The sequence below is a fragment of the Pseudohaliea sp. genome, from assembly GCF_054552115.1.
The window spans coordinates 134259-148854 of record NZ_JBTOLW010000005.1; the positions used below are offsets into that span (position 1 = coordinate 134259).

At 70.7% G+C, this 14596-nt stretch carries 14 protein-coding genes; 7 read left to right on the forward strand and 7 right to left on the reverse strand.

Annotation, left to right across the window (positions count from 1 at the left end; all coding sequences use genetic code 11):
• Nucleotides 1-23 precede the first annotated feature (23 nt).
• Entirely contained in the window at nt 24-1652 is a 1629-nt protein-coding gene (locus tag ACX93N_RS04490; RefSeq protein WP_459427197.1) for a GGDEF domain-containing protein, read from the forward strand.
• Here the strand turns inward: ACX93N_RS04490 and ACX93N_RS04495 are convergent.
• From ACX93N_RS04495 to ACX93N_RS04515, 5 genes are read right to left on the reverse strand one after another with little or no spacing between them, the layout of a single operon-like run.
• Nucleotides 1632-2621, reverse strand: coding sequence for a tetratricopeptide repeat protein (locus ACX93N_RS04495; RefSeq protein WP_459427213.1), 990 nt, complete (start codon nt 2619-2621; stop codon nt 1632-1634). The two genes, ACX93N_RS04490 and ACX93N_RS04495, sit on opposite strands and share 21 nt — an antisense overlap.
• A 50-nt stretch (nt 2622-2671) precedes the next feature.
• Entirely contained in the window at nt 2672-4012 is a 1341-nt protein-coding gene (locus tag ACX93N_RS04500) for an ATP-binding protein (RefSeq protein WP_459427198.1), read from the reverse strand.
• On the reverse strand, nt 4009-4692 hold the full coding sequence (locus ACX93N_RS04505; protein WP_459427199.1) for a response regulator: 684 nt from the start codon (nt 4690-4692) through the stop codon (nt 4009-4011). Before ACX93N_RS04505 ends, ACX93N_RS04500 begins: the two co-directional genes overlap by 4 nt.
• A gap of 3 nt (nt 4693-4695) precedes the next feature.
• Complete coding sequence (locus ACX93N_RS04510; RefSeq protein WP_459427200.1) at nt 4696-5058, reverse strand: PepSY domain-containing protein; 363 nt, start codon at nt 5056-5058, stop codon at nt 4696-4698.
• A gap of 40 nt (nt 5059-5098) precedes the next feature.
• Complete coding sequence (locus ACX93N_RS04515) at nt 5099-5614, reverse strand: glycine zipper 2TM domain-containing protein (protein ID WP_459427201.1); 516 nt, start codon at nt 5612-5614, stop codon at nt 5099-5101.
• 170 nt (nt 5615-5784) lie between these two features.
• On the opposite strand from ACX93N_RS04515, the gene ACX93N_RS04520 reads away from it, so the two are divergent.
• Complete coding sequence (locus ACX93N_RS04520; RefSeq protein WP_459427202.1) at nt 5785-6333, forward strand: hypothetical protein; 549 nt, start codon at nt 5785-5787, stop codon at nt 6331-6333.
• A gap of 7 nt (nt 6334-6340) precedes the next feature.
• On the opposite strand, the gene ACX93N_RS04525 is transcribed toward ACX93N_RS04520, so the two are convergent.
• Entirely contained in the window at nt 6341-8053 is a 1713-nt protein-coding gene (locus tag ACX93N_RS04525; RefSeq protein ID WP_459427203.1) for a gamma-glutamyltransferase family protein, read from the reverse strand.
• A gap of 60 nt (nt 8054-8113) precedes the next feature.
• Nucleotides 8114-8542 carry an Lrp/AsnC family transcriptional regulator gene (locus ACX93N_RS04530; RefSeq protein ID WP_459427204.1) on the reverse strand — a complete coding sequence of 143 codons (429 nt, stop codon included), beginning with the start codon at nt 8540-8542 and terminating at the stop codon, nt 8114-8116.
• Nucleotides 8543-8673: 131 nt separating this feature from the next.
• On the opposite strand from ACX93N_RS04530, the gene ACX93N_RS04535 reads away from it, so the two are divergent.
• Genes ACX93N_RS04535 through ACX93N_RS04555 form a run of 5 tightly spaced genes read left to right on the forward strand, consistent with a single transcriptional unit; the run spans nt 8674 to nt 14464 of the window.
• A complete protein-coding gene (locus ACX93N_RS04535; RefSeq protein ID WP_459427205.1) occupies nt 8674-9894 on the forward strand; it encodes an aspartate aminotransferase family protein in 1221 nt (406 codons plus the stop codon).
• Between the two features lie 4 nt (nt 9895-9898).
• The gene (gene astA, locus ACX93N_RS04540; protein ID WP_459427206.1) at nt 9899-10960 is read left to right on the forward strand and encodes an arginine N-succinyltransferase; all 1062 of its coding nucleotides are present in this window, start codon (nt 9899-9901) and stop codon (nt 10958-10960) included.
• The gene (gene astD / locus ACX93N_RS04545; RefSeq protein ID WP_459427207.1) at nt 10957-12435 is read left to right on the forward strand and encodes a succinylglutamate-semialdehyde dehydrogenase; all 1479 of its coding nucleotides are present in this window, start codon (nt 10957-10959) and stop codon (nt 12433-12435) included. The genes astA and astD overlap by 4 nt, the downstream gene beginning before the upstream one ends.
• A gap of 8 nt (nt 12436-12443) precedes the next feature.
• A complete protein-coding gene (locus tag ACX93N_RS04550; RefSeq protein WP_459427208.1) occupies nt 12444-13238 on the forward strand; it encodes a 2-oxoadipate dioxygenase/decarboxylase family protein in 795 nt (264 codons plus the stop codon).
• Entirely contained in the window at nt 13235-14464 is a 1230-nt protein-coding gene (locus tag ACX93N_RS04555) for a hydrolase (protein WP_459427209.1), read from the forward strand. The genes ACX93N_RS04550 and ACX93N_RS04555 overlap by 4 nt, the downstream gene beginning before the upstream one ends.
• The last annotated feature ends 132 nt before the right edge of the window (nt 14465-14596 follow it).

The window sequence follows — 14596 nt, forward strand, 5'->3', positions numbered from 1 at the left end:
CAAACCCCGAAAAGGGATGCCGTTTGCCCCTGTTCCCGCCCGACGCCAATCCGCCGCTGTCGCGCTGGCTCCCCGGTTTCCTGGCAGCGGTCATCGCCTGGCAGTCACTGAACATCGCGGCGCTGCACGCGGCGCCGTTCGGCGGCGCTCTCGCACCCTTCTTCCCGACGCCCTGGTCCCAGGTGCTGCTCAAGGCGCTCGCCGCTGCGGCGCTCGCCTTTGCTGCCATTCGCGGGCACAACTCGCCGACACTGCCGTCGCTGGCGCTCCTCTGCGGTGCCCTCGCCCTGGGTGCCTGGTCCAGCCTGCTGTTCCAGGCCGACATGGGCAGCTACCGGGCACCGGGCGCACCCTGGGCAGACATTCTGAACCAGGTGAGCTATGCCCTCGTCTGCCTGGCGATTCTCTGGCTGCCGACGCACGGCGCCGTGTTCACTTCCCGGCGCATGATGCTGACGGACCTGCTCATCGCCCTCGGCGCCTTCGGCCTGCTCCTGTGGGAATTCGTTCTCCTGCCGAGCCGCAACGCCAGTGAAGCACCGGCGACGCTGGCAACGCTGCTGGAGATCGGCTACCCGGTGCTAGACGCGGCTCTCCTCTCGGCACTGCTGCTGAAGTTCCCGATCTCGCGCCTCGGGCCCAATCGCGTGGCCTTCCGCCTGCTGGCCATCTCGGTGCTTGTACTGTTTCTCGCCGACAGCGCCTTCGGTATCCATCGCTACCTCCAGCAAAGCACTGCGCTGCTCCTCGTGGCCGAACTGCTCTACAGCACCGCCACCATCGGCATGCTCGCCACGGGCCTTCGCTACGGGCGCGCAGCGAGCCTGCACCCGACACCGGCGGCGCAGCAACACAGCCAGATCGACCTGTCTCCGGTGAGCGTTGCCATGATGGCCGCGGTGCTCAGCGCGCTTTTCTTCGAGGTACTGCTCAAGGACGTGCCCAGCAAGCGCATTCTCCTGGGCACGGGAGCGTTGATGATACTGCTTCTCTACCGGCAGATGCTCACCCACGCGCTGCGCAAGGCATGGATGGAAGCCCAGGAGAGACACCTCCAGGCGACCGTGGACGAGCGCACGCGGGAGCTCGCCGAGGCCAACCGCAAGCTGGAACAGCTGGCGGAGCTCGATGCGCTGACCGGCCTGCCGAATCGCCGTGCCCTGGAGCGCAAGCTCAACGAGAGCTGGCACATGTGCGCGCGCCTAAGGGAACCCCTGGCCGTCGCGATCATCGACATCGACTTTTTCAAGCCGTACAACGACAACTACGGCCACGGCGAGGGTGACAAGTGTCTCCGCGCCGTGGCGCAGGCGCTGGCCATGCACCTGCGCCGCAGCACGGACCTCGTCGCCCGCTACGGCGGCGAGGAGTTTGCGGCGGTCATGCCGCTTACGGAAGCGAGGGCCGCCGCGGGCTTCATGGAGGACCTGCGCGCCGCGGTCGCCGCCCGGCATCTCGTGCACGAACACTCTCCTGCGGCGGACCGGATCACCATCAGCATCGGTATCGCCGACTGCCTGCCGGGCGCCGGGAACCACTGGCAGAGCCTCCTGGATGACGCGGACCGGGCGCTCTATGCGGCGAAGGAAGCCGGGCGCAACCATGTGCAGGTCGCAGCCGGAGACCGCGGCTCACTGCACGGCGTCATCTGAGGCGCCCGCGCGCGCGGGTGCAAGCGCGAGGCAGTCGTCGCCGCGATCGCGGATCGCCTCGCAGGCCGCCCGGGCCGCGGCGAGTGACGCAAACGGTCCCGCCTCGAGGCGCAGGAACCGGCCCCGCTCCCCGAGTACCACCGGTACCAGCTCGTGCTGCAGACCCGCAAGGACGGCACCGTGCCGCGCGAGGAGCGTACGCCAGCCGCGTTCCGCATTGGCGGATTCGCGGTAGGCCGCGAGGCGCAGACGGTAGCTGCCGGCAAGGTCCGCCGCCCCGGCCGGCGAGGTCGGCTCCCCGGTGGCTGCCTCCGCCACCGGGGCTTCCGTTACCGTGTCCTCCCCCATGGCCCCATCCCGGCGCGCCGGCGATGCTGGCGCGGGCGCCTCCACCACCGGCTCCGGCGGCGCCTCGGACAGGGCGGGAAGCACCGCCGGGCGTACGCCGGCCTCGCGCAGGTCAGTGAAGCGGCGCCAGGCCTCGCGGTTGCCCGCCATGGCCGCCCGCGCGTACCAGGCGGCGGCGACCGACCGGTCCTGCGCCACACCGCTGCCCTGCTCGTAGGAATAGGCAAGGTTCACCTGCGCGGGAAGGTGGCCGCGCTCCGCCGCGGCGCGAAACAGGCGGACGGTCTGCTTGAGGTCCTGCTCCACACCGCGGCCGTCGAGGTAGAGCAGGGCGAGATTGTACTCCGCATCTGCCAGCCCCCGGGCAGCGGCGCGACGGTACCAGCGGGCTGCCGTCGCAGCACTCGGCACGACACCCTGCCCCCGCTCGTAGGCAATGCCCAGGGCAAATTGCGCACGGGGGTGGCCATCATCGGCCAGCGGCTGCCAGAGTGCGATCGCCGCCGTGTACTCGCCGCGCTGCCAGGCGGCTTCGCCCGCTGCGTAGTCATCCGCGACAGCGCCGGACACGAGCGCGGCCAGCAGCAGCGCCGCGGGCAGGCGCTTCGCAAGCCATCGCATCACGGCTTGCTTTGCCCACGCTGCGCCGGGCACCCGGTCTGACAGGGCACTCACGGCAGGCACACACGCACCCGGGCGCCGCCGAGCTCGCTATCCTCGAGCGCCAGCTCGCCCCGCTGTGCGTTGACGATTTCCAGCACGACCGCCAGCCCGATACCCTGCCCCTCCCGGCGCGTATCCGCCCGGGCGCCGCGATGCAGGAGCAGGTCGCGCAGTTCCGGCGAGATGCCCGCACCGTCGTCTTCCACCGTGAGGGACAGGCTGCCGCCGCCGCTGCCACCAGCCACGGTGATGCGCACACGGCTCTGTGCGTACTTGCAGGCGTTATCGAGCAGATTGCCGAGCAGCTCCATGAGGTCGCGTTCGTCACCGCGGAAACTCGCGCCCGCCGGGCAGTGCGTCTCCAGCGCCAGCTGCCGGTCCGCGTAGACCTTGAGGAGCGTCGTGCGCAGCCGCGCAAGCACCGGCGCCACCGCCACGCGCTGCAGCAGCCGGCTACTGCCTCCCGCTGCACGCTGCAGGTGCCAGCCGATCACCTGCTCCATGCGCTCGAGCTGCTCGTCGAGGAGCCGCGGGTAGGCGCTGTCCCCGGGCGCGGCGTTACGCAGCACCGCGAGCGGCGTCTTCAGGCTGTGGGCAAGGTCCGCCAGCGTGTTGCGCATGCGCTCCCGCCGTTGCTGTTCCCCGCTGAGCAGCAGCTGCAGGTTTTCCGTCACCGGGCGGACTTCCCGCGGCCACGGCCCCTCGAGGCGCGCGGTCTCGCCGGCCTCGATCCGGGCGATATCCCCCGCCAGCCGCGCCAGCGGGCGAAGACCCCAGGCCAGGATCAGGCCCTGAACGGCCAGCAGCGCAAGGATCGTCGCGCCCAGCCACAGCCACAGGCTGCGCCGGTAGGCGGCGATATCCGCATCCCGGGGCCCGGTGCTCTCGGCGACGGAGAAGCGCAGGGGTACCGCGGCACCGTCGTCCGTTTCCCAGAGAACCTGGTAGGCATGGCGCAGCAGTCCCTCGCGCTCAGACCGATGCCGCTGCCCCGGCGCCAGCTCGGGAACGCCTGCGGTGAGCGCAGCCAGCGGCTGCGGCAGCAGCGCAGCGGAGGGCGACAGCCAGAGCGGCTCGCCGCTGCCGTCCGTGACCAGCGCATAGAGCCCCGAGTTCGGTTGGGCGAGCCGGGGCTCGAGGGGCACCAGGGGCAGCGTGATACCGCCGTCGTAATCGGCCTGCGCGAGCAACGCCAGCACCTGGAGCTGCAGCCGCTCGCCGGCGGCGGCGTCGAGAGCCAGCCGGTGCGCGCGCTCGAGGGACCACCCGGTGATTCCCAGGGCGAGCGGCAGGAGCAGTGCCGAGGCGAGGAACAGGCGCGCAGCGAGGGACAGGGGCTGCCTGGTCATGCGCTCGAGCGGTCCAGGGTGAAGCGGTAGCCGGCACCGCGCACTGTCTCGATCGGCGCCAGGCCGCCCTCCGGATCGAGCTTGCGGCGCAGGCGAGCCACGAACTGCTCGATGACGTTGCCGTCACGGTCGTGGTCGTGGTCGTAGAGGTGATCGAGCAGTTCGCTGCGCGAGATCACCTCGCCGGCCCGGTGGGCGAGATAGGCCAGCGTGTTGTACTCATAGGCGGTCAGGCTCAGTTCCTCCTCCCCGCGGCACACGCGGCGGGCGCTGAAGTCGATGCGCAGCGGTCCGTAGTCCGCCACGCTCGACCGCCGTCCCTCGACCCGGCGCAGCAGCGCGCGCAACCGCGCCTCTACCTCCTCAAGGTAGAAGGGCTTGGTGACATAGTCGTCGGCGCCGGCCTCCAGCCCGCCGACCTTGTCCTGCCAGTCGGCGCGGGCCGTGAGGATGAGGATAGGCATGGCGAGCCCCTCGTCGCGCCAGCGCCGGATGAGTTCCATGCCCTCGATATCGGGCAGGCCCAGGTCGACGATGGCGATATCGCAGGGGTACTCGCTGGCGAGCCAGGCCGCCTCGCGGCCGTCCGGCGCTTCGTCGACAACGAAGCCCGCAGCCCGGAAATGGCCGGCGAGGCGTTCGCGCAGGCGCACGTCGTCCTCGACGATGAGCAGGCGCACCGCTCAGTCCTCGATGGTCACGGTCGTCACGCGGCCATCCTCGCGCAGGAGCCTTACCCGGTAGCCGTCACGGGAGCGACCGACGGCAAGCGCACGGCCGCCGTAGCGCCGCTGGGCTTCCGCCACGGCTGCGCGCGCACCGGGGTCGCCCCCGGCCGGCGCCACGAGGGACTGGCGCGCCGGCGCGCCGTTTTCCCGCTCGCGGCCGCGCTCCCGGTCGTCTTCGCGCTCGTCGCGGCCACGCTCGAGGGCCCGCAGGATGCGTTCCTGCCAGGCTTCGAGACCGTCGTCGTCGGCGCGGAGGCCGGCGCTGCCCGCGAGCAGCGCGGTGACAAGCAGGGGCAGGCAGAGCCAGCGAGGGAGCATGGGCGTGTTCCAGCGGCGGGCTGTCCCCGGGGCCGGGGGCTCAGGGCAGCGGTTTCAGCTCCACACGGACCGGGATCGTGGCACCGGGATCGCGGGCCGTGCGCGTCTCGTAGATGGTATCGCCATAGCGGTAGCTGACGCGATAGCCACTGACCCGCTCGCGCTCCCGCAGCTCATACTCCACGCTGCACACATCCTCGGTGACATAGTAGCCGTCGTCGCGCTGCTGGCGCCGGCCGATGTCGTTGCCAACGGAAGCCCCGAGGACTGCGCCGGCGCCGGCGATAACACCCTGGTGCCCCGTGTCATCGCCAATGGCCCCGCCGAGGGTGCCGCCGAGCACCGCGCCGAGGATCGCCGGCGTCGCCGAGCGGTTGCGGCCGCGCTCTACCACGCGCACGCGCTCGGCGCGGCAGGTCTCGTGGGGAATGCGCTCGGTGACGACCTCGACAATCGGCTGCGCGGACACCACGGGAGCATCGATGACAGTGCTGTGGGATTGTGCCAGGGCGAGGCCCGGGACGCTGAGAGCAAGGGCAAGCAGGGTCTTCTTCATGGTTGCATCCTCCTGTTCAACCTGCCTGCCATGATGCGGCGGCATTCCTGAACGAGGGCTGAACGCCACGGAAAAAGTCAGCAGGCAGCGTTCAGGGCGTGTTCAGGACGCCCGCGACACCATGGGGCCGTGCACTGAACCGGTGTACGCGGAAAAAAAGGAGACAACCCATGGGACGCAGACTCAGGACCCTGGCCCTGGTGGCGGCACTGGCTGCCGTTGTACCCGGCCTCGCGCTCGCCGACCGCGATGACCGCCGCTACGACGATGACCGCTGGGAACGGCGGGCACGCTGGGACGGCGACGGCCGCCAGGACCGTCGCTGGCGCACGCACCACTGGCGCCGGGACCACTGGCGCCGGGACCACTGGCGTTGGGACCACTGGCGTCGGGACCACTGGCGTGACTACCGGCGCTGGCGCGGGCACCGGGCTGTGCCCCGCCAGCGCTGGTATGGCGGCTGGTACACCGCGCCGCGCCACCCCTGGTACCCGCGCTACGGGTACCCTGACCGTCGGTACCGGGGCGCGGGCATCATCGGTGGCGCCATCATCGGGTCAGCGATCACCGGTGCGCTCCTCGACGAGGAATGCAGGGACTGCAGCCGCGACCGCGAGCTGCGGCCGACGCGCGAAAGCATCCGCTGCTACCGCCTGGAACGTTCCGCGGACGGCTACGAGCGGCGCATCGAGCTGCCGGCGAGCGAGTGCCGGCGCTAGGCGCGGCTCAGGGCGCGACGGCGCGCACCGTGCCCTCGCGGCGCGGGTCCGCGGCACCCACGAGGCCCTTCGCCGTGACACGGATCACGTGCAGCCCGGAGTTCTCGCCCTCACGCTCCTGGACCGGGTAGCCGCGGGCGGCGAGGGCGTCGGCGAGGGCATCGCCGGTGCCCGTGCCCACCTCTACCCGTACCGGTCGCCCGCGGGCGATGATGTTGGGGAAGGCGACCGCCTCCTCGACGGAGAGGCCCCAGTCGAAGACACCGAGCACCGTCTTGGCAACATAGGCCGGGATGGAGTTGCCGCCCGGTGATCCCGTGACCATGACCAGCTCACCGCTGGCATCGTCAAATATTAGCGTGGGCGACATGGAGGAGCGCGGTCGTTTGCCCGGGCCTACCGCGTTGGCGGGGTGCGGCCCGGTCGGGGACACTTCCCGGGCAAAATCCGTGAGCTCGTTGTTGAGGAGAAAGCCGGCGGCCCAGCGCGAACTGCCGAAGGGCGCCTCGACCGTGGCGGTGAAGGAGACGGCATTGCCCTCCCCGTCGACGATCGACAGGTGCGTGGTACCGCCGATTTCCTGCGTCGTATCCGCACCGTGGCGCGCTGCCTGCGGCATGCCCAGGAGCACCGCGTCCGGGTCGCCGTGGCCGGCTTCCTCCCCGGGCGCCGCGCGATCCCCGGACCGCGCTTCGATGTAGCGCGGGTCGAGCAGGTGTCGGAGCGAGAGCGTCATCGCTTCCGGGTCGCCGAAGTAGTGGTCGCGGTCGGCATAGGCGAGGCGCTGCGCATCGACGAAGCTCGCGACGCGATCTTCCCGGCCGGGGTTCTCCGGCAGCAACGCGTCGTAGAGGTTGGCGACGAGAATCTCCATGGCGCCGGAGGAGGGCGGCGTGGCACTGCAGATGCGCAGGGAACGCCAGGGCCCGCAGACCGCTTCACGCTCCACGGCGCGGTAGCCTGCGATATCACCGAGGCTGAGCGTGCCGGGATGGGGCTCTTCGGCCACCGCGGCAACGATCTCGGCGGCCACGTGACCGCCATAAAACGCGCCGGCGCCCTCCTCCGCGATCGCTTCCAGTGTTTCCGCATACTCGGGATTCCTGCGCATGGCACCGGCCTGCAGCGCCTCGCCACCGGGGTAGAAATAAGCGGCCGTGTCCGGATTGTCATCCAGCCGCGTGTACTTCCTCATGCGCTCCAGCAGACCGGCCAGCCGCGGGGACACCTCGAAGCCCGCTTTCGCGAGACGGATCGCCGGCTGGAACAGGTCCGGCCAGGGCAGCCTCCCGTGCCGGTCGTGCGCCTGCTTGTACAGCGCCACCACGCCCGGCACCCCGACGGCCAGCCCCGACTGCCAGGCATCGAGGAAACCCATGACTTCGCCGTCGCGCATGAACATGTCCACGCGTGCGCCGGCCGGCGCCGTCTCCCGGCCGTCGTGGAAGACAATGCGGTCATCCGTCCGGTCGTACACCAGCATGAAGCCGCCGCCACCGAGGCCGGAGCTCTGCGGCTCCACGAGGCCGAGGACGGCGTGCGCCGCGATGGCCGCATCCACCGCGTGGCCGCCGCGCTCGAGCATCGCCACCGCGGCGTCGGTCGCGTAGGGGTTGGCCACGGCCGCCATGGCGCCGTGGGGCCAGCCGTCGTCGGCCGCAAGCCGCAGCGGCAGGGCGATCGCGACAGCGATGAGTAACAGTTTTTTCAGTCGGGGCATGCTGGCATCCTGCTCGGGTGTGGTGCGCATGGTACCGAATGCGCGAGAGCTGCGCAGTGCTCAGCGCTGCAGCTTGGTCTCCAGGATCACCGAGGACTTGGTGCGCAGCACGCCGCGCAATTCGCTGATGCGGTCGAGGAGCTGACTGAGGGCGCCGGTGCTCGGCGCGGAGAGCACCACAATCAGGTCATAATCGCCGCTGATGGCGTAGAGAGCCTGCACTTCCGCAAGGCGGCCGAGTTGCTCGGTCACCTGCGCCGTGAGCCGCTGCTCCACCTCCACCAGCACGTGCGCGGCCACCTGCCCGGCGCGGTACGCCTCACCGAGCGTGACCGTATAGCCGGTGATGATGCCCTCGCGCTCCAGCCGCGCCATGCGATTGTGCACCGTGGCCCTGGACACGCCGAGGCGGCGGGCGAGGGCCGTGGAGCTCAGGCGGCCGTCCCCACGCAGGGCGGCGATAATGCGGTCATCCAGCGAGTCTGACATTCCGTCATAATAGCTTGACGAATTGCCATTTAGAAGGACACATCCGCGCGGTTCGGCTATTCAGAATGACAGCCCCCCCGCGTAGACTGAGACGCGATCACAGGAAGAGGCGACAGGACGAGGTGAAAGCCATGCAGGTAACCCGCGCGACCTTCGACGAGGTCATGGTGCCCAACTATAATCCCGCCGCCGTCATCCCGGTACGCGGTGAAGGCTCGCGCCTGTGGGATCAGGATGGCCGCGAGTACATCGACTTCGCCGGCGGCATCGCCGTGAACTGCCTCGGCCACTGTCACCCCGCCGTCGTCAGCGCCCTGAAAGACCAGGCGGACCGGCTCTGGCACCTGTCCAATGTCTACACCAACGAGCCGGCGCTGCGCCTCGCGCGCAAGCTTGTCGATGCCACCTTCGCCGAGCGGGTCTTCTTCGCCAACTCCGGGGGCGAGGCGAACGAAGCCGCCCTCAAGCTGGCGCGGCGCTGGGCCGTGGACCACCACGGCCCCGAGAAGGACCAGATCATCGCCTTCGAGCGGGCCTTCCACGGCCGCACCTTCTTCACCGTCACCGTCGGCGGCCAGCCCGCCTACGCCGAGGGCTTCGGCCCGCGCCCGGGCGCCGTGGACCACGTGCCGTACAACGACCTCGCGGCCCTCGAGGCGGTCATCTCCGACCGCACCTGCGCCGTGGTCCTCGAGCCCCTGCAGGGCGAGGGGGGCATCATCAACCCGGCGCCCGGTTTCCTTGCCGGCGTGCGCGAACTCTGCGACCGGCACAACGCCCTGCTGGTCTTCGACGAGGTCCAGACCGGCGTCGGCCGCACGGGCCACCTCTACGCCTACGAAGGCGCCGGCGTGACCCCCGATATTCTCTCCAGCGCCAAGGCCCTGGGCGCCGGCTTCCCCATCGGCGCCATGCTCACCACGGCGGCCATCGCCGAGAGCTTCAAGGTCGGCACCCACGGCAGCACCTACGGCGGCAACCCGCTCGCCTGTGCCGTGGGCGAGACCGTGCTCGATCTCATCAACACCCCGGAGGTGCTGGAGGGCGTGAAGGCCCGCGGCGAGCGCATCCGGGCGACGCTCGAGGCTATAAACGCCGAGCACCAGGTCTTCAGCGAGATCCGCGGCCAGGGCCTGCTCATCGGCGCGGCCCTCGCGCCGGCCTACGCCGGCCGCGCGCGGGATTTCCTCAACGCCGCCCTCGACGCCGGCACCATGGTGCTCGTTGCCGGTGCAGACGTGGTGCGCTTCGCGCCATCGCTGGTCATCCCCGAGGCCGACATCGACGAAGGGCTGCGCCGCTTCGCCGAGGGCGTTGCCGCCGTGGCGGAGCCGGCAGCGGCCGCGAGCTGACGCCATGATGGTCATCCGGCCCATCGAGGCCCGGGACTTCCCGGCCCTCGTCCGCTTTGCCTACGAGTCCGGCCACGGCTTCACCTCCCTGCCGAAAAACGAACCACAGCTGCAGGTGCGCATCGAGCGCGCCCGGCAGGCCTTCCGGGAGGGCCCGGATGCGCGCGGCAACGCGGGCTTCCTGTTCGTCATGGAGGACAGCGAGAGCGGCGCCGTCGTCGGCACCAGCGGCATCGAGGCGCGGGTGGGGACGGAGGACGCCGTCTACCACTACCACCTGAGCAAGGTCGTGCACACCTCGCGGGAGCTCGGCATCCACAATACCGTGGACGTGCTCACGCTGTGCAACGACTACTCCGGCGCCACGGAGATCTGCACGCTGTTCCTCACCCCCGAGGCCCGGCAGCGGCGCAACGGCTTTCTGCTGTCGCGCTTCCGCTTCCTGTTCATGGCCCAGCACCCGCTGTTCTTCGCCGATACGGTCATGGCGGAGATGCGCGGCGTGAGCGACGAGGACGGCCGCTCGCCCTTCTGGGGCTGGCTGCAGAAACATTTCTTCTCCATGGACCTGGCCGATGCCGTGCACCGCGTGGGCATGGGGCAGAAGTCCTTCATCGCCGAACTCATGCCCCACTACCCCGTGTACGTGAGCCTCCTCGACAAGGCCGCCCAGGCGGTCATCGGCAAGGTGCACGCCCAGACCGTACCGGCGCTGCGCATGCTGGAGCGCGAGGGTTTCCTCTGGCGCGGTTACATCGACCCCTTCGACGCCGGCCCCACGGTGGAAGCGCGCCGCGACGCCATCGGCTCCGTCGCCGCCAGCTGGGCGGAGACCGTCGCCGTCGTCGACCGCCTGCCTGCGGAGGCGCCGACGGCGCTGCTGACCAATGGCGAGTGCGCGGGCTTCCGCGCCACCCTCGGCAGCTACCGCGTCGACGACAACGGCACGCTGCAGATCGACGCCGCCGCAGCGGCGGCGCTGCGCACGGAGAGCGGCGGCCGGCTGCGGGCCCTGGCCCTGCCGGCCAGGCAGTTACGCGAATGGCAGGAGGAGCACGCCGCATGAACAGTCACTACTGGAACGGCCAGTGGCACGCGGGCGGTGGTGACCCGCTGCGCTCCACGGACCCGGCGCACGGCACGGTGCTCTGGGAGGGCCGGACGGCGACCGCTACCGATGTCGATGCCGCCATTGGCGCGGCCCGGGAGGCCGCCCCGGCCTGGGGCCGGCGCTCGCTCGACGAACGCATAGGCCTCGCAGAAACCTTCGCTGAAGCGGTGAAGGCCGACAGCGAGCGGCTGGCACGGCTCCTCGCCGCCGAGGTCGGCAAGCCGCTCTGGGAGGCGCGCACGGAAATCGGGGCCATGGTCGGCAAGGTGAAGCTGTCCATTGACGCCCAGGCGGAACGCGCCGGCAGCCGCAATCAGCCCATGGGTACCGGTACCGCTGCCCTTCGCCATCGCCCCCACGGCGTCCTCGCGGTCTATGGCCCGTACAATTTCCCCGGGCACCTGCCCAACGGCCACATCGTTCCGGCGCTCCTCGCCGGCAACACGATCGTTTTCAAGCCCAGCGACCTCACCCCCGCCGTGGGCGCGGCCATGGTCGAACTCTGGGAACGGGCCGGCCTGCCCGCGGGCGTGCTCAACCTCGTGCAGGGTGCCGTCGGCACCGGCGAAGCCCTCGCCGGCCACCCGCAGATCGACGGGCTGCTGTTCACCGGCAGCGCGAAAACCGGCCAGCTCCTGCACCGGCAGTTCGCCGGGCAGACCGGCAAGCTGCTGGCGCTGGAGCTCGGCGGCAACAACCCGCTCATCGTCGATCGCGTGGCCGACCTCGACGCAGCCGCCCACACGATCATCCAGTCCGCCTTCATCACCAGCGGCCAGCGCTGCACCTGCGCCCGGCGCCTGTTCCTGCCCGCGGGCGCAGACGGCGATGCGCTTCTCGACAAGCTGCTGGCCGCCACCCGGGGCCTGCGCCTCGGCGCCTGGGACGACGAACCGGCACCCTTCCTCGGGCCGGTGATTTCCGCGCAGGCCGCCTCAAACCTGCTCGCCGCCCAGGACGACCTCCTCGCCACCGGCGCCGAGGCGCTGCAGCCGCTCGCCGGCGACCCCCGCGGCGGGGCCTTCCTGGCGCCGGGTATCGTGGAGGTCAGCGCCCTCGGCGACGATCTGCCGGACGAAGAGCGTTTCGGCCCGCTGCTGCAGGTGCTCCGCTACGCGGACCTCGACGAGGCCATTGCCGGCGCCAACGCCACCCGCTACGGCCTCGCCGCCGGCGTCATCGGCGACGACGAGGACCGCTACCATTACTGCCGGGAGCGGCTCCGCGCCGGCATCCTGAACTGGAACGGCCCGACCACCGGCGCCAGCGGATCGGCCCCCTTCGGCGGCATCGGCGATTCCGGCAACCTGCGGCCCAGCGCCTGGTACGCCGCAGACTACTGCGCCTACCCGGTGGCCTCCGTGGAGCTGCCTGCGGTAGCGCTACCGGAGCAACCCGTGCCGGGCACACCCTGGAGCAAGGAGGGCTGAGCGACAGCATGGACCCCACGGAATTCTTCGACCGGCTCTGGGACGATTACCTGCAGCACGCGCCGAGCGCCGAGGGCATCCACGCCCTGCTCGGCGGCGGCGCGCCGATCGTCAACGACCATATCGCCCTGCGCACCTTTGCCACGGACCGCCTCGGCGTCGATGCCCTGCACCCGCTGTTCGAGGCCCTGGGCTACGAGATCGGCGACCACTACCGGTTCCGCGTCAAGAAACTGCGGGCGCGCTACTACCGCCACCCGGACCCGGCCCGGCCGAAGATCTTCATCAGCGAGCTGCTGCTCGACGAGTGCAGCGACACCCTGCGCGACACGGTGCTGGCGCTCTGTGAGCAGGTGTCCGCCGCCGCCACGGCCGAGCCCGCCTTCCTTTGCGGAAACCGGCCCTGGGACCTGCCGTTCGCCAGCTACCGCGCGCTGCGCGAGGAGAGCGAATACGCCGCCTGGCTTGCCGCGCACGGCTACCGGGCCAACCACTTCACCGTGAGCGTGAACGACCTCCCGGGCTTCGACGCCGTCGCCGCGGTGAATGCCGCGCTGAAGAGCGCCGGCTACGCGCTCAACGACGCGGGCGGTGAAATCAAGGGCTCCCCGGAGGTGCTCTTGGAACAGTCGTCCACCCTCGCCGACCGCGTACCCGTGCGCTTCAGCGACGGCGAGCAGGTTGTTCCGGGCTGCTTCTACGAGTTCGCCTATCGCTACCGGCAGGCCGACGGCAGCCTCTACCAGGGTTTCGTCGAGGCCAGTGCCGACAGGATCTTCGAAAGCACGGACGCGGGCGCATGAGCAAGCTCGACGCTGCCATCCGTGACGCCGCCCTCGCCTTTGTGGCCGAGGGCGCGGAAACCATGCGCGCCGAAACCATCGCGCTGGCCGAAATCAATTCCGGGAGCTACCACGCCGCGGGCGTGAACCGCGTGCGCGAGGCGCTGGCGGAACTGTTCGCTGACCTGGGCGCAGAGAGCACGGTCCTGCCATCAGCGCCGCTGGAAGTGCTCGACGACGACGGCGCCCTGCGGGAACGCACCCTGGGCGACGGGCTGCGTCTGCGCAAGCGACCGGACGCACCCTTCCGGGTGTTTCTCTGCGGGCACATGGACACGGTGTTTCCAGCGGACCACCCCTTCCAGGCCGTGCACGAGATCGACGGCGACACGCTCGGCGGACCCGGCGTGGCAGACCTCAAGGGCGGCCTCGTGCTCATGCACCGGGCCCTCCTCGCCCTCGAGCGCAGCCCGCTCGCGGAGAAGATCGGCTGGGAGGTGCTTCTCAACCCGGACGAGGAGATCGGCTCGCCGGTCTCGGCGCCGTGGATCCGCGAGGCAGCGGCGCGCGCGGACGTGGGCCTCATCTACGAGCCGAGTTTTCCCGACGGCAGCCTTGCCGGCCGCCGCAAGGGCTCGGGCAACTTCGCCCTGCTCGCCCGCGGCCGCGCCGCCCACGCCGGCCGGGACCACCACCTCGGCCGCAACGCCATCCGCCTGCTCAGCGAGGCCCTGGTCGCCATCGACGATCTCAACGGCCAGCGTCCGGGCGTGACCTTCAACCCGGGTTTCGTGCACGGCGGCGGCGCCGTGAACATCGTGCCGGACACCGCCGTCGGGCGCTTCAATATCCGTGTCGAGGAGCCGGAGGACACCGCCTGGTGCGAGCAGGAACTCGCGGCGATCATCGATTCCCTGGATGCGCGGGACGGGTTGTCCCTCGAGCTGCACGGCGGCTTCACCCGCCCGCCGAAAGTGCCGGGGCCGGCGAACGAGCGCCTCTTCGACCTCGCCCGGGACTGCGGTGCCAGCCTCGGCGTAGACCTCGCCGTGAAGCCGACCGGCGGCTGCTGCGACGGCAACAACCTCGCCGCCGCGGGCGTGCCCAACATCGACACCCTGGGCGTGCACGGCGGCAAGATTCACTCCAGCGAGGAATGGATGCGGGTGTCGAGCCTCGTGGAGCGCGGGCAGCTGAGCGCGCTACTGTTGTTGCGGCTGGCGGCCGGGGACTGGTCACCGGACTGAACCGTGCGGAGCGCCGGGCGAAAATCGCTTATCGTGGCGTTCCCGGAGCGGGGGGCTGGGGGGGGGGCCCGCCGTCTCCCCCCCCCCAACTCGTTGGGGGAGGCCCCCGACCCCCACCCCCCGCTCCGGGAA

Excerpts from the sequence above, each read along its gene's own strand:
- ACX93N_RS04510 (WP_459427200.1), bottom strand. The coding sequence starts at position 5,058 with ATGCTCCCTCGCTGGCTCTGCCTGCCCCTGCTTGTCACCGCGCTGCTC.
- ACX93N_RS04520 (WP_459427202.1), top strand. The coding sequence starts at position 5,785 with ATGGGACGCAGACTCAGGACCCTGGCCCTGGTGGCGGCACTGGCTGCC.
- astA (WP_459427206.1), top strand. The coding sequence starts at position 9,899 with ATGATGGTCATCCGGCCCATCGAGGCCCGGGACTTCCCGGCCCTCGTC.
- ACX93N_RS04495 (WP_459427213.1), bottom strand. The coding sequence starts at position 2,621 with ATGCGATGGCTTGCGAAGCGCCTGCCCGCGGCGCTGCTGCTGGCCGCG.
- ACX93N_RS04535 (WP_459427205.1), top strand. The coding sequence starts at position 8,674 with ATGCAGGTAACCCGCGCGACCTTCGACGAGGTCATGGTGCCCAACTAT.
- ACX93N_RS04550 (WP_459427208.1), top strand. The coding sequence starts at position 12,444 with ATGGACCCCACGGAATTCTTCGACCGGCTCTGGGACGATTACCTGCAG.
- ACX93N_RS04500 (WP_459427198.1), bottom strand. The coding sequence starts at position 4,012 with ATGACCAGGCAGCCCCTGTCCCTCGCTGCGCGCCTGTTCCTCGCCTCG.
- ACX93N_RS04555 (WP_459427209.1), top strand. The coding sequence starts at position 13,235 with ATGAGCAAGCTCGACGCTGCCATCCGTGACGCCGCCCTCGCCTTTGTG.
- ACX93N_RS04530 (WP_459427204.1), bottom strand. The coding sequence starts at position 8,542 with ATGTCAGACTCGCTGGATGACCGCATTATCGCCGCCCTGCGTGGGGAC.
- astD (WP_459427207.1), top strand. The coding sequence starts at position 10,957 with ATGAACAGTCACTACTGGAACGGCCAGTGGCACGCGGGCGGTGGTGAC.
- ACX93N_RS04515 (WP_459427201.1), bottom strand. The coding sequence starts at position 5,614 with ATGAAGAAGACCCTGCTTGCCCTTGCTCTCAGCGTCCCGGGCCTCGCC.
- ACX93N_RS04525 (WP_459427203.1), bottom strand. The coding sequence starts at position 8,053 with ATGCCCCGACTGAAAAAACTGTTACTCATCGCTGTCGCGATCGCCCTG.